The organism is Belnapia mucosa (genome assembly GCF_016775475.1).
Classification (GTDB): domain Bacteria; phylum Pseudomonadota; class Alphaproteobacteria; order Acetobacterales; family Acetobacteraceae; genus Belnapia; species Belnapia mucosa.
In genome coordinates, this window is record NZ_JAEUXJ010000002.1 from 241,285 (window position 1) to 254,949 (window position 13,665).

Annotated in this window: 15 protein-coding genes; 12 read left to right on the forward strand and 3 right to left on the reverse strand. The window is 71.8% G+C overall.

Annotated elements, in window-relative coordinates:
- Positions 1 to 26 precede the first annotated feature (26 nt).
- Positions 27 to 764 (forward strand): sensor histidine kinase, encoded by a 738-nt coding sequence (locus tag JMJ55_RS05805; protein WP_202824566.1) that lies wholly within the window; start codon positions 27 to 29, stop codon positions 762 to 764.
- Here JMJ55_RS05805 and JMJ55_RS05810 read toward each other — a convergent pair.
- Positions 724 to 906 carry a hypothetical protein gene (locus tag JMJ55_RS05810; protein ID WP_202824567.1) on the reverse strand — a complete coding sequence of 61 codons (183 nt, stop codon included), beginning with the start codon at positions 904 to 906 and terminating at the stop codon, positions 724 to 726. The two genes, JMJ55_RS05805 and JMJ55_RS05810, sit on opposite strands and share 41 nt — an antisense overlap.
- Positions 903 to 2,462: an FAD-dependent monooxygenase gene (locus tag JMJ55_RS05815; RefSeq protein WP_202824568.1), complete on the reverse strand. Its 1,560-nt coding sequence runs from the start codon at positions 2,460 to 2,462 to the stop codon at positions 903 to 905. The genes JMJ55_RS05810 and JMJ55_RS05815 overlap by 4 nt, the downstream gene beginning before the upstream one ends.
- A gap of 72 nt (positions 2,463 to 2,534) precedes the next feature.
- Here JMJ55_RS05815 and JMJ55_RS05820 point away from each other — a divergent pair, with 72 nt between their 5' ends.
- The 10 genes from JMJ55_RS05820 to JMJ55_RS05865 all read left to right on the forward strand — a co-directional run bounded on the left by JMJ55_RS05820 (position 2,535) and on the right by JMJ55_RS05865 (position 12,212).
- Positions 2,535 to 3,698, forward strand: coding sequence for an aminotransferase class V-fold PLP-dependent enzyme (locus tag JMJ55_RS05820; RefSeq protein WP_202824569.1), 1,164 nt, complete (start codon positions 2,535 to 2,537; stop codon positions 3,696 to 3,698).
- On the forward strand, positions 3,695 to 4,543 hold the full coding sequence (locus tag JMJ55_RS05825; protein WP_202824570.1) for a hypothetical protein: 849 nt from the start codon (positions 3,695 to 3,697) through the stop codon (positions 4,541 to 4,543). Before JMJ55_RS05820 ends, JMJ55_RS05825 begins: the two co-directional genes overlap by 4 nt.
- A complete protein-coding gene (locus tag JMJ55_RS05830; RefSeq protein ID WP_202824571.1) occupies positions 4,540 to 5,733 on the forward strand; it encodes a CaiB/BaiF CoA transferase family protein in 1,194 nt (397 codons plus the stop codon). The genes JMJ55_RS05825 and JMJ55_RS05830 overlap by 4 nt, the downstream gene beginning before the upstream one ends.
- A 73-nt stretch (positions 5,734 to 5,806) precedes the next feature.
- Positions 5,807 to 6,667 carry an HpcH/HpaI aldolase/citrate lyase family protein gene (locus JMJ55_RS05835; RefSeq protein WP_202824572.1) on the forward strand — a complete coding sequence of 287 codons (861 nt, stop codon included), beginning with the start codon at positions 5,807 to 5,809 and terminating at the stop codon, positions 6,665 to 6,667.
- 63 nt (positions 6,668 to 6,730) lie between these two features.
- A complete protein-coding gene (hmgA, locus tag JMJ55_RS05840; RefSeq protein WP_202824573.1) occupies positions 6,731 to 8,038 on the forward strand; it encodes a homogentisate 1,2-dioxygenase in 1,308 nt (435 codons plus the stop codon).
- A 1-nt stretch (position 8,039) separates the two neighbouring features.
- Positions 8,040 to 9,317, forward strand: a complete 1,278-nt coding sequence (gene fahA / locus JMJ55_RS05845) for a fumarylacetoacetase (RefSeq protein WP_328702574.1) — start codon at positions 8,040 to 8,042, stop codon at positions 9,315 to 9,317.
- Between the two features lie 73 nt (positions 9,318 to 9,390).
- Positions 9,391 to 9,756: a nuclear transport factor 2 family protein gene (locus tag JMJ55_RS05850; RefSeq protein WP_202824575.1), complete on the forward strand. Its 366-nt coding sequence runs from the start codon at positions 9,391 to 9,393 to the stop codon at positions 9,754 to 9,756.
- 3 nt (positions 9,757 to 9,759) lie between these two features.
- Positions 9,760 to 10,158, forward strand: coding sequence for a hypothetical protein (locus JMJ55_RS05855; RefSeq protein WP_202824576.1), 399 nt, complete (start codon positions 9,760 to 9,762; stop codon positions 10,156 to 10,158).
- A gap of 42 nt (positions 10,159 to 10,200) precedes the next feature.
- Complete coding sequence (locus JMJ55_RS05860; protein WP_202824577.1) at positions 10,201 to 11,253, forward strand: Ldh family oxidoreductase; 1,053 nt, start codon at positions 10,201 to 10,203, stop codon at positions 11,251 to 11,253.
- Positions 11,250 to 12,212, forward strand: coding sequence for a Bug family tripartite tricarboxylate transporter substrate binding protein (locus JMJ55_RS05865; protein WP_202824578.1), 963 nt, complete (start codon positions 11,250 to 11,252; stop codon positions 12,210 to 12,212). The genes JMJ55_RS05860 and JMJ55_RS05865 overlap by 4 nt, the downstream gene beginning before the upstream one ends.
- Before the next feature lie 165 nt (positions 12,213 to 12,377).
- On the opposite strand, the gene JMJ55_RS05870 is transcribed toward JMJ55_RS05865, so the two are convergent.
- Positions 12,378 to 13,001 carry a DUF2306 domain-containing protein gene (locus JMJ55_RS05870; RefSeq protein WP_202824579.1) on the reverse strand — a complete coding sequence of 208 codons (624 nt, stop codon included), beginning with the start codon at positions 12,999 to 13,001 and terminating at the stop codon, positions 12,378 to 12,380.
- Positions 13,002 to 13,100: 99 nt separating this feature from the next.
- On the opposite strand from JMJ55_RS05870, the gene JMJ55_RS05875 reads away from it, so the two are divergent.
- Entirely contained in the window at positions 13,101 to 13,646 is a 546-nt protein-coding gene (locus JMJ55_RS05875) for a TetR/AcrR family transcriptional regulator (protein WP_202824580.1), read from the forward strand.
- Positions 13,647 to 13,665 lie beyond the last annotated feature (19 nt).

Consider the following 13,665-nt stretch of genomic DNA (forward strand, 5'->3'; position numbering starts at 1 on the left):
TGCTGTGCTGATAGGAAGCCGGGCCCATGCCCGGCTTTTTTCTTGCCCTCTGCCTGGTCCTGCCGCTCGCCTTCCTGCTGGCCTGGCGGGAACGCGCTGCTGGCGCCGCCGCCCGGCGCCTGGCGGATAGCCGCGGCCGCTGGCTGGGCCTGCTGGCGCGGGAGCTTCGGGTTCAGGGCTTCGCCCTGCTCGCTGGCCCGGCCGCCGGCGCCGGGCACCGGCTGATCGGCCTGGCGGATACGGTGCAGGATGCGTTGGCGGCCGAATCGGGGCCTCGCAGCCTTGTCCCCGCACCCGTCCCGCTCGCCCCGCTGATCGAGGAAGCAGTGACCCTCGGCGCCGCCGTGCTCGCCCCCGGCAGCCGGCGCTGGCGCGTCTCGCCGGATTTCGCCCCGCTGGTCCTGATGGCCGATCGCCGGGCGCTGCGCGGCGCCCTGCTGCCGCTGCTCGGCCGCGCCGCCCGGCTGACAGGGGAGGGCGATTGGATCGACATCCGCCCGGTGCTGACCGAGGATGCGGTGGCGATCCTGGTCGAGGAGGAGGGCGCCGGCCTCCCCGCCGAGGACCTTGCCGTCGCGACGCCCAAGGGCACCCGCGGCATGGGCATGGGCCTCGCTTTGGCCCGCTCTCTGGTTGAGGCGCATGGCGGCACGCTGCGGCTGGAGGCGCTGCCGGGCATCGGCAGCCGCGCCTGGCTGAGCCTGCCGCGGGCGAGGCTGCTCGCTACTCCAGATCCCGCAGCGCCACCGCCACTGCCGCCCTGACCCGGTCGAGGTCCCCGACCTCCCGCCCCAGCAGCAGGGCGAGCTTGGCCAGGAACAGCCTCTCGCGCTCCGGCCCCGCCGCGGTCACCGCCTCGGCCAGCTCCTCCCAGAGCGTCTCCAGCGCCGCCTCCTCCATGCTCATCGCCTCATCATCCGCCGCAGCGCCGTCGCGAAGCCGGTCGCGTTCCAATCCTGCCAGCGCCAGGCGACATGCCCGTCCGGCCGCATCAGATAGCCCGCCCCCGGCCGCGCCAGGCCGAGCGCTGTCCGGGCCTCCGACTCGTCGATCTCCACCACGCGCAACCCGGTGGGCGGCGCCAGGCCCGGCGCCCAAAGGATAGTCGGCCCCGGCCCGACCAGCGCCTGCACATGCCCCGCCCCGAGCGGGATGCTCGGCAGCACCATCCCCGGCCGCGGCCCGGCCGCCCACTCCCCCGCCTCCGGCGTGCTGAGCGGCGAGTCCGGGAAGGCGGTGGCGCTGCTCTGCCGCGGGTTGACCAGCACCCGCGCCCAGTCCTCATGGACCGAGAGGCTCAGCGCCGCATCGCGCAGCAGCGCATGGCCGCGGCTGGGCGGGGTCATGAAGAGGGTGGATTTCCGCGCCGCCCGGATATTCTCCCGCGCCGCGAAGACCCGCTCCTCGGAATAGCTGTCGAGCAGCGCCTCGCCCCCTTCGCCGCGCAGCACCGCGGCCAGCTTCCAGGCGAGATTCCCGGCATCCTCGATGCCGGAATTCAGCCCCCGCACGCCGAAGATCGGCACCAGATGCGCCGCATCCCCGGCCAGCAGCACCCGTCCCTGCCGGTAGCTGTCCAGCGTCAGGCAATGCGCGCGGTAGAGGCTGATCAGCAGCAGCTCGTACTGGCTGGGCTCGCCGATCGCGGCCAGATGCGCGTCGATCCGCGCGCGGACGGCGTCCTCGCGCTGCGCCGCCTCGGCATCCTCCTCCTCGCGCAGCTGGTAGTCGATCCGCCAGACATCCCCGGGCTGGCGATGCATCAGCAGGGTGGAGCCGGGGTTGGAGGGTGGGTCGAACCAGGCCCGCCGCTCGGTCGGAGTGGCCGAGCGCAGGCGGATATCGGCGATCAGGTAGCGCCCCTCATAGGAGGTGCCGCGCAGCTCCAGCCCCAGCGCGGCCCGCGCCGGGCTGCGCGCCCCATCCGTCGCCACCACCCAGTCGGCTTCGAGGTCGTATTCGCCCTCCGGCGTGCCGACCCGCAGCACCACCCGGTCGGCCTCCTGGCGCAGCCCGAGCATCCGGCTGTGCCAGCGCAGCTCGACCTCCGGCCGGCCCTCCAGCGCCTCGACCAGCAGCTGTTCGGTGAAGCATTGCTGCAGGTTCAGCATGGGCGGGTGGCGCTGCTCCGGCCCATGCGGCATGGCGAAGGCCAGGACCTGATGGCCGCGCCAGAAGCTGCGCCCCGTGGTCCAGGGCAGGCCGGCGGCCAGGATCGGCGCCGCGACGCCGAACCCCTCCAGGATCTCCAGCGAGCGGCGGGAGAGGCAGATGGCCCGGCTGCCGAAGCTCACGGCTCCGCGCGGTTCCACCACCAGGCAGCGCACCCCCTGCCGCGCCAGCCCCGCCGCCAGGGCCAGCCCCACCGGCCCGGCCCCCAGCACCACCACCGGCGCCCGCTGCTTCCCGGCGACCGGGCGGAAGGGGAAGCGCGGCAGATCGTCATAGAGGCCCGCACCCATGCCCCATCCCCCCTGCTTGCCCATCCCCACCAGGCTCCTATCATCCGCTCGCCCAAGGGAGGAAACCAAGCCATGCCCAGCCCGGCCGAGGCGATGCTGGCCGAAAGGCCGGCTGCCGGCGATGCCCCGATCTTCGACCCGCGCGACTTCCGCATCCCGGCGGGGATCACCCATGTCTGCGCCGGCGGCGAGACCGCCTTCCTCCATCGCCATGACGCGGCGCTGGCCCGCTATGCCGCCGACAAGTCGAACGGCATCCATGGCCGCCATGCCCAGGATGCTGAGGTGCTGCGCGCCCGCAGCCTGGTCGCCGGGGCCTGGGGCGTGGAGCGGGGCGATATCGGCCTGGTCGCCAATGTGGCCGAGGGCATGTCCATGCTGGTCGAGAGCCTCGACTGGCGGCCGGGCGACAACATCCTGGTGGACCCGGACGAATACCCCTCCCTCGTCGCCCCGGTGGCCCTGCAGCGCCATCCGCATATCGGGATCCGCTATGCCCGGGCGAATGACCCGGCGGCGCTGGCCGCTGCCGTCACCGACCGCACGCGGCTGATCGCCGTCTCGCATGTCTCCTACCTGACCGGGGAGCGCTACGACCTCGCCGCGCTGCGGCGGCTGGCGGATGGCGTCGGCGCGCTGCTGGTGGTGGACCACACCCAGGCGGCGGGCTACCTGGCCGTAGACCCGCGCATCGCCGATTTCGCCTTCGCTGCGGGCTACAAATGGCTGCTGGGCATGACCGGCACCGCCATCGCCTATTGGAACCGCGCCCGCCAGCCCGATTGGATGCCGAGCACCGCCGGCTGGCATTCCATCGACGATATGGGCCGGCCCGATTATTCCGCCGGATTGAAGCTGGTGCCGGACGCCATGCGCTTCGCCCGCGGCAATCCGGCCCATGGCGCCGTCTATGTGCTGGCGGAGGCGCTGGATTATCTCGGCCGCCATCCGCCCGGCGCGGTGCAGGCGCATGTGCAGCGCCTGACCACGGCGCTGCTCGCCCGGCTGGAGGCGGCGGGCATCCCGAGCACCACCCCGCGCGACCCCGCCCGGCATGGTGCCAGCGTCTGCGTCGCCTGCCCCGGCGCCGCTGCGCTGACCGAGGCGCTGGTGCAGCGGGGCGTCTGGGCCTGGAATGGCCGCGGCCGCATCCGCTTCAGCTTCCACGGCTACAATGCGATGGCGGATGTGGACCGCATCATGGATGCCCTGCTGGCGGAGTGGCACGCACAATGAGTGATGATCTTCAGTCCTGGGTCGGCCGCAAGCGGGTGGTCGAGGAGGATATCGGCCTCGGCCAGGTGCGGCGCATCGCCGGCATGCTGGACATGGACCCGGCCGGCTTCCGCCGCGGCGATCCGCTGCCGCCGCACTGGTTCGTCTTCTTCTGCAATGAGACGCCGCGCCAATCCGATATCGGCACCGACGGCCATCCGAAGCCGGGTGTCGTCCTGCCGCCCATCCCGCTGCCGCGCCGCATGGGCGCCGGGCGGCGCGTGACCATCCCCGGCAGCATGCGGATCGGCGACATGGCCGAGCGCATCGCCGAGGTCGCCGCCATCGTCCCCAAGCAGGCGCGCACCGGCTTCATCACCGTGCTGACCATGCGCCATACCTACCGGGTCGATGGTCAGGTCGTGGCCGAGGAGGAGTTCGACGCTGTCTACCGCGAGGCGCCGAAGCCCGGCGAGGCGAGCCCCGTCGCCCCGCCCGCGCCGGCACCCACCGATGCCGCCTGGCGGATCGAGAAGCATCTGAGTTCGCCGCTGGTCTTCCGCTACTCGGCGCTGACCTGGAACGCGCATCGCATCCACTACGATGCCGATTATTCCCGCGCCGAGGAGGGCTATCCGAACACGGTGCAGAATGGGGGCCTCACCATGCAGCTCCTGCTCGATGCCGCGGTCGCGCATACGCCCGGCCGCCTCACGGGCTTCACCGCGCGGCTGACGCGGCCGATCTATGTCGGCGACACCATCACCCTCTGCGGGCGTGCGTCGGACGGCGGCAAGGTGGCGACCTGGGTGCAGGACCGCGACGGCAATCTCTGCGGCCAGCTGGATTGCGAGTTCGCCGCGTGACCGGCGGGCCGCTGGAGGGGGTGAAGGTCGTCGACCTCACCACGGTCGTCGTCGGCCCGATCTGCACCCGCACCCTCGGCGACCAGGGCGCCGAGATCATCAAGGTGGAGGCACCCGGCGGCGACATTCTGCGCTACCTCGCGGCCGGCAGCCGCTCCCCCGCCATGTCGGGCAAGTTCATCAATTTCAACCGCAACAAGCGCAGCATCCTCCTCGACATCAAGCAGCCTGAGGGCCTCGCGGCGCTGAAGCGGCTGATCGCGGCGGCGGATGTCTTCGTCTCCAATGTCCGGCCCGCGGCGCTGGCCCGTGCCGGGCTCGATCATGCGTCCCTTTCAGCGCTGAACCCGCGCCTGATCCATTGCGGCATCGTCGCCTTCGGCACCGAGGGCCGCTATGCCGGCCGCCCCGCCTATGATCCGGTGATCCAGTCCCTCTCGGGCGTCGCCGGCACCTTCGAGCGCGCGATCGGCGAGCCGCGCTTCGTGCCCATGGTGATGACGGACCACATCACCGGCCTCGTCGCCGCGCAGAGCATCGGCTTCGCCCTGTTCCGCCGCGAGAAGACCGGGGTGGGCGAGGCGATCGAGGTGCCGATGTTCGAGACCATGGCGAGCTTCGTCACCAGCGAGCATATGGGCGCCGCCACCTTCGACCCGCCCGAGGGGCCGAGCGGCGATGCGCGCCTGCTGAGCCCCGACTACCGCCCGCTGCCGACGAGCGACGGCTACATCACCATCCGCCCGAACGACAACCGCCAGGCCTTCGCCTTCTTCGACGTCATCGGCCGGCCGGAGCTGAAGACCGACCCGCGCTTCGCCACGCCGATCACCCGCACCCAAAACGCCGCCGCCTATTTCACCCTCCAGGTCGAGGCGCTGGTGCAGAAGACCACGGCGGAATGGCTGGAGATCTTCGCCAAGGCCGATGTGCCGGCCGCGCGCTACAACTCCATCGACGACCTGCTGGAGGACCCGCATCTCGGCGATGTCGGCTTCTGGAATTTCGACGACCACCCGACCGAGGGCCGCATCCGCCGCACCCGCACCCCCGTCACCTTCCACGGCGGCATGCGCGAGGAGGTGCTGCCCGCCCCGCGCCTCGGCGCCCATACAAGCGAGATCCTGGCGGAGGCCGGCTACGCGCCCGCCGAGATCGACGCCATGCTGCAATCCGGCGCTGCCGCCTGAGGATGCGGCCCGATGGCCGGAGCGCCGTATGGCGCGGAGGGCTGAATCGGCCCGCCCAACAAAGGATCTTCCAATGACCGTGCCGAATTGGCGTTCCCTGCTGTTTGTCCCCGTCACCGCCGAGCGTTTTGTCGCCCGCGCGCATACCCGCGGCGCCGATGTCATCATCCTCGACCTCGAGGACAGCATCCCGCCGGCCGAGAAGGAGGCCGCCCGCGCCGCGCTTCCCGGCGCGGCGGCCATGCTGCATGCGGAGGGCCAGGCGCTCGCCGTCCGCATCAACCGCCCGCTGGAGCTCGCGGTGCCCGACATCGCCGCCGCCATCCGGCCGGAGGTCTCGGCGCTGATGCTGCCGAAGGTGATGGGCGCAGAGCATGTGAAGCTGCTCTCGGAAGTGGTCGCGGTGCGGGAGGCGGCGCTCGGCCTGCCCCTCGGCCATACCCGCTTCATCGGCATCGTCGAGACGCCGCAGGCCCTGCCGAACCTCGCCGCCATCGCGCTGGCCGACCCGCGCATGGCAGCGCTCGGCCTCGGCTCGGAGGATCTCTCGACCGAGCTGGAGGCCGTCCCCGGCGCCGACATGCTCTACCCCTTCGGCATGATGGTGGTGGCGGCAGCGCGTGGGGCCGGCATCCTGCCGCTCGGCTCCATCGGCGCCTTCGCCGATTTCCGTGACCTGGAGGGCTATCGCGCCAGCCTGCAACGCAGCCGCAAGCTCGGCTTCGCCTGCACCGCCTGCATCCATCCGGCGCATGTGCCGATCATCAACGAGGAATACGGCGTCCCGCCCGCCGAGGCCGACCGTGCCCGTCGCCTGATCGAGACCTTCGAGCAGGCGGTGGCGGCCGGGCAGGGGGCCGTCGCCTTCGAGGGGGCGATGATCGACCTGCCGGTGGTGGAACGCGCCCGGCGGCTGCTGGCCCGGGTGCGGTAGACGGTTTCACTTGAAACCAGTTGGGCCGGGGTGCAAACAGGGACCCAGCAGGAGGGAAGCGCCATGAACGTCATCTCGAACCCGGTGCAGCAGGAGCTCGCGACCCTCTCCGGCTTCGGCAATGAATTCGCCACCGAGGCGCTGCCGGGCGCACTGCCCATCGGCCGCAACTCGCCGCAGCGCGTGCCCTATGGCCTCTATGCCGAGCAGTTCAGCGGCACCGCCTTCACGGTCCCCCGCCATGAGGCGCGGCGGACCTGGCTGTATCGCATCCGCCCCTCGGCCGGGCATGGCGCCTTCCGCCCGATCGATGGGGGCCTGCTCTGCGGTCCGCTCGCCCCGCCCAACCCAAACCGCCTGCGCTGGGATCCGCTGCCGATCCCGGAGGGTCCGACGGATTTCGTCGCCGGCCTCGCCACCATCGGCGCCAATGCGCCAGGCGATGCGCTCTCCGGCGTCACCATCCATCTCTATCGCGCCAACCAGTCCATGCAGCGCGTCTTCATGGACAGCGATGGGGAGCTGCTGCTGGTGCCGCAGCAGGGCCGTCTGCTGCTGGCGACCGAGTGCGGCCGGCTGCTGGTCGCGCCCGGCCAGATCGCGGTCATCCCTTGCGGCATGAAGTTCCGCGTCGAGCTGCCGGACGGACCCTCCCGCGGCTATATCGCGGAGAATCATGGTGCCCCGCTGCGCCTGCCCGATCTCGGCCCGATCGGCGCCAACGGCCTCGCCAATCCGCGCGACTTCCTCTCGCCGGTGGCCTGGTACGAGGAGCGGGACGAGCCCACCGAGCTGGTGCAGAAATACTGCGGCACGCTCTGGGCGACGACGCTCGGCCATTCGCCGCTCGATGTCGTCGCCTGGCATGGCAACAACGTGCCCTATCTCTATGACACCGTGCATTTCAACACGATCAACACGGTCAGCTTCGACCACCCGGACCCGTCGATCTTCACCGTCCTCACCAGCCCGACCACGGCGCCGGGGACGGCGAATATGGACTTCGTCATCTTCCCGCCGCGCTGGATGGTGGCGGAGGACACCTTCCGGCCGCCCTGGTTCCACCGCAACGTGATGAACGAGTGCATGGGGCTGGTGCAGGGCGTCTATGACGCGAAGGCGGAGGGCTTCCTGCCCGGCGGCGTCTCGCTGCATCCGCGCCTCTCGGGCCATGGTCCCGATGCGGCGACGACCGAGCGCGCCATCGCTGCCGATCTCAAGCCGCACAAGATCGCCGGCACCCTCGCCTTCATGTTCGAGACCAGCCAGGTGATCCGCCCGACCGCCTTCGCCATGGGCTGCCAGCAGCTCCAGCCGAGCTATGATTCCTGCTGGGACGGGCTGCCCAAGACCTTTAACGGGGGGCGCTGAGGTGGACGCGACGCATGACCCGAAGCTGACCAGCTTCGTCGCCTCGGCCAACGGGCATCCGGACTTCCCGATCCAGAACCTGCCGCTCGGCATCTTCTCGACCGCCAGCGGCAAGCCGCATGGCGGCGTTGCGATCGGCGACATGATCCTCGATGTCCCCGCCATCGCCACGCTGCTGCCGGCCGAGGCCCGCGCCGCGGCCGAGGCGATGGGCGCGGAGTCCCTGAACGCCGTCTTCGCCCTCGGCCCCGCGCCGCGGCGGGCGTTGCGCGCCGGGCTTTCGGCGCTGCTCACCGCCGCCAGCGCCAAGGCGGAGCAGCTCCGCCCGCATCTCCATGCGGCTTCGGCCTGCACGCTGCACCTGCCGGCGCGCATCGGCGACTACACGGATTTCTATGCCGGCATCCATCACGCGACCAATGCCGGCACGCTGTTTCGCCCCGACAATCCGCTGCTGCCCAACTACAAATACGTCCCCGTCGGCTATCACGGCCGCGCCTCCTCCGTGCGCGTCTCGGGCAGCGAGGTCCGGCGGCCCAAGGGCCAGCGCAAGCTGCCGGAGGAGACGGCGCCGACCTTCGGCCCCTGCCGCAATCTCGACTACGAGATGGAGCTCGGCATCTGGATCGGCAGCGGGAACGCACTCGGCGAGCCGGTTCCCATCGCCGCGGCGGGCGAGGCGATCGCCGGCTATGGCTTGCTGAACGACTGGTCGGCGCGCGACATCCAGGGCTGGGAGGCGCAGCCGCTCGGGCCCTTCCTCGCCAAGAATTTCCACACCTCCATCAGCCCCTGGGTCATCACGCCCGAGGCGCTGGCGCCCTTCCGCATCGCCCAGCCGCCGCGGCCGGAGGGCGATCCGCGCCCGCTCGACTATCTCTGGGACGAGGCCGACCAGGCACGGGGCGCGCTCGACCTGGCGGTGGAGGTGCTGCTGGAGACGCCGAAGGGCGGGCCCTTCCGCCTCTCGCTGAGCAATACCAGCTTCCTCTACTGGACGCCGGCGCAGATGGTTGCGCATCACACGGTCGGCGGCTGCAACCTCGCCCCCGGCGATCTCCTCGGCAGCGGCACCATCTCCTCGCCGACCGAGGATGGCTATGGCGCGCTGCTCGAGATCACCCGGGCCGGCCGCAAGCCGGTCACCCTGCCGAATGGCGAGGAGCGCCGCTTCCTGGAGGATGGCGACACGGTGATCTTCCGTGCCCGCGCCGCGCGGGATGGCGCGGTGCCCATCGGCTTCGGCGAATGCCGCGGCCGAATACGACCTGCGACGTAATCGCGCCGCGGCGCGCACTCCGTCACTTTCCGCGTGTCGGCGGGATCCTCCCGCCGCATCGGGAGTGACGGAGATGAGCGACCACGAGGGGCTGATCGACACCTATATCGCCTGCTGGAACGAGGCCGATGCCGGCCGCCGCACGGCGCTGGCCCGTGAGGCCTTCGCCGAGACGGCGACCTATACCGACCCGCTGATGGAAGGCAGCGGCGCCGCGGGCATCGCCGCGATGATCGGCGCCGCGCAGGCGCATTTCCCCGGCCACCGCTTCAGCCGCCGTGGCGGCGTCGATGCGCATCACAACCTGCTGCGCTTCGCCTGGGATCTGGCGCCGGAGGGCGGCCCCGCTATCGCCGCCGGCACCGATATCGCCGAACTCACCGCGGATGGCCGCTTCGCCCGCGTCATCGGCTTTATCGACATGGCGCCGGGGGCCTGAGCCATGATCATCCCCTCGACCTTCCTCCGCCGCGCCCTGCTGCTGGATGCGGCGAGCTGCCTCCTGCTCGGCCTGCTGCTGGCTGTCGGCGCTGCGCCGCTCGGCTGGTGGTTCCACCTGCCGCTGGCCCTGCTGCGGGAAAGCGGGTTCTTCCTGCTGGCCTTTGCGGCGCTGCTGCTCTGGCTCGCCACGCGGCCGGCGCTGCCGCGCTGGGCGGTGCTCGGCGTCGTCGCGGGCAATGCGCTCTGGGCCATCGACAGCGTCTTGCTGCTGCTGCCGGGCTGGATCGCGCCGAACATGCTGGGCGGCTGCTTCATCCTGATCCAGGCCATCGCCACCGGCCTGATCGCGGAGCTTGAATATGTCGGGCTGAAGCGCTCCGCCGCGGCGGCCATGGCCTGAGGCGGGGCATCGGTCTAGCCTCCCCGCAAGGGAGGAAGACCGATGCCAGAGCGAGTCCCCGCCGAAGCGCTGCGCCGCTTCATGGCCGGCATCTATGAGGCGGCGGGCGTCCCCGCCGCCGATGCCGCGCTGGTCGCCGGGCTGATGACCGAGGCGGACCTGATCGGCGCCGATGGCCATGGCGTCTTCCGCCTCGCCCAGTACATCCGCCGCATCCGTGCCGGCGGCATGAACCCCCGCGCCGTCCCGCGCATCGTCGAGGAACGCCCGGCCTCCGCCCTGATCGACGGCGACAACGGCCTCGGCCATCTCGCCACGACCATGGCGGCCCGCACCGCGATCGAGAAGGCCCGCACCCAGGGCGTCGCCTGGTGCGGCGTCCGCCATGGCAACCATGCCGGCCCGGCCAGCCTCTATGCGCGGATGGTGATGGAGGCGGGGATGATCGGCCTCTATCTCGCGGTCGGCAGCGCGAACCACCTGCCGCCCTGGGGCGGGCTGGAACTGCTGCTCTCGACCAACCCCATCGCCGTCGCCGTCCCGACCGAGGAGGAGCCGCCGATCGTCCTCGACATGGCGACGACCGTCGCCGCCTATGGCAAGGTCAAGCTGCGCGCCCAGCGCGGCGAGGCGATGCCGGAAGGCTGGATGATCGACCGGCAGGGCCAGCCGCTGACCGATCCGAAGCGGGCGGGGGAGGGGCTGCTGCTGCCCATCGGCGGCTACAAGGGCTATGGGCTGGCGCTGATCTTCGGCCTGCTCGCCGGCACGCTGAACGGCGCCGCGATGGGCCGGGAAGTAGTGGACTTCAACGCCGACGACACCACGGTGACCAATACCGGCCAGGCCGTGCTCGCCATCGACATCGCCGCCTTCGGCGACCCCGCCGCCTTCCGCCGCCGTGTCGATGAACTGGCCCGCGAGATCCGCGGCAGCGAACGCCTGCCCGGCGTCGATCGCATCTTCCTGCCCGGCGAGCAGAGTGCCGCGACCCGCGCCCGCCGCGCGGCGGAGGGCGTGCCGATCCCGCCCCAGCTCCGCACGCAGCTCGACACGCTGGCCGGGGAGCTCGGCGCGCCGAGGCTCGGCGCATGATCCCGCGCCGGGCGCTGTCCGCCTTGCTCCTGCCGGCCGCCGCGGCGGCGCAGGAGCCGCCCTTTCCCGCCCGCCCCGTGACGCTGCTGGTCGGCTTCGCCCCCGGCGGCGGCACCGACATCCTGGCCCGGCTGCTCGCCGCACGCCTCTCCGAGGAATTCGGCCAGCCCGTCGCGGTCGAGAACCGCACCGGTGGGGGAGGGACCATCGCCGCGCTCGCTGCCGCCCGCGCCCGGCCGGACGGGCATACGGTGACGCTGGGGACGGTCAGCAACATGGTGCAGGTGCCGCTCGCCATGCGCAGCCCGCCCTTCGACCCGGCGCGGGACATCACACCCATCGTCCTCGTCGCCGCGGTGCCGATGGTGGTGACCGTGCCGGCCAAGTCCCCCGCCCGCGACCTCGCCGGCTTCATCGCCCTGGCGCGGGAGAATCCGGGCCGGCTGAACTTCGCCAGCAACGGCGTCGGCACCAGCCAGCACCTTGCGGCCGAGCTCTTCATGCAGGCGACGGGGACGCGGATGGTGCATGTCCCCTATCGCGGCAGCGGCCAGGTGGTGATGGACCTGGCCCAGGGCGTGGTGGATGTGAATTTCGACACCCTCGCCTCGGTCCTGCCGGGCATCCGGCAGGGGATGCTGCGCGGCCTCGCCGTCACCACCGCCCGCCGCTCCGACCAGTTGCCGGAGGTGCCGACGGTCATGGAAAGCGGCGTGCCCGATTACGACTTCGATGTCTGGTACATGCTCGATGGGCCTGCGGGGCTGGCGGAGCCGGCGCTGCGCCGCTGGTCCGAGGCCACGGCCCGGGCGCTCGCGGATCCGGCGCTGCGGGCCCGGCTGCGGGATGCCGGCTTCGAGGCCGCCGGCGGCACGCCGGAGGAAGCCGCCGCCCTGGTCCGGCGCGAGATCGCCCGCTACGGCACCGCCATCCGCCGCGCCGGCATCCAGCTCGATTGAGGTCCGTCAGACACGGCCGATCGGGTCGGTCCGCCGGGTCTTTTCCGTCCTGGGTGCGTCGGCCGGCTTGCCGATGCAACCAGCATCGGCTGCACCGTCCTCCTGCCCAAGCCGAAAAATCCCTCGTCGGCCCTCAACCGCCGGCCTTGTCTGACGGACCTTAGCTCAGGCCGCAGCCCGCCGCGTGGTGCGGGCCACATGCTGCGCCGCGACCCAGGCGATGAGGATGGTGCCCAGCAGGCTCGGCGCCAGGAACACCACCGCTTTCGGCAGGAAGTGGAGGTTCACCACCAGGAAGGCGTCCAGCGTCGCCAGATAGGCGGCGCTCATGCCGATGATATGGGCCAGCAGCCAGTCCGGCCGCGCCGCCCGCTGCGTCCGCCATTGCCGGGCCGCCAGCACCAGGCTGCCGGCGCCGAAGGCGAGGCCGGTGACGTTCATCGGGTCGAGGCTCGTCCCCAGCAGCCAGGCGCCGAACCCCGCCAGCAGCAGGCAGAGCGCCGCATCGCCCGCGCCCGGCCGCGCCCCGTGGCGGAACCGCACCGCCCGCATCCCGGTCACGACCAGGAAGCCGGTCAGCACCGCAATCGTCAGCAGCAGCCGGTTCCCCGCGATCAGCGCCAGCGGGAAGGCCGCGAGGGCGGACAGCCCCATCCCGCCGGCGAAGACCCAGCCGGCGCGGCGGTGCAGCCGCCCACCCTTCTTCGCCAGCATCGGCACCGGCCCGGCCAGCAGGCCGGCGAAGCCGCCCATGATGTGCAGGACAAGGAGGAAGGTGGTCGCGGTCATGGCTTGGGTCTCCAACTTGACAGTGTCAGAATCACTATCCCGCGGCGCCGCGTCAAGCAAAACTTGCCACTGGCAAGATTGGGGTCCATCTACCTCCGCATGGCCTATCACCACGGCGCCCTGCGCCCCGCCCTGTTGGACGCTGCCGAGACATTGCTGGAGGAAGCGGGGCCGGACGGCCTCTCGCTTCGCGCCATCGCCCGCGCCGCCGGCGTCTCCCATGCCGCCCCGGCGCATCATTTCGGCGATCTGCGCGGGCTGCTGACGGCCCTCGCCACCGAGGGCTTCACCCGCTTCGGCGCGGCGCTGGAGGCGGCCGCCGCCGGCTCAGCCGATCCGCTGCGCGACCTTGGCCGCGCCTATGTGCGCTTCGCACGTGTGCATCCCGGGCTCTTCCAGCTGATGTTCCGCAGCCCGCTGCTCCAGGGCGAGGATGCCGCGCTGCGCGCCGCCATGGCCGGGTCCTTCGGCACCCTCGCCCGCATCGCCGCCGCGGCGCCGCCCGGGCCGGCAGGGCGGGCGGCGCATCCGATCGGGTCCTGGTGCCTGGTGCATGGCTTCGCCATGCTGCTGCTGGATGGCCGCCTGCCGGCCGAGCCGGGGCCGGACGCCTTGCTGGAAGCAGTGCTGGGCAGTGGCTCCTGACCGGGCGCTTTTCGCAACG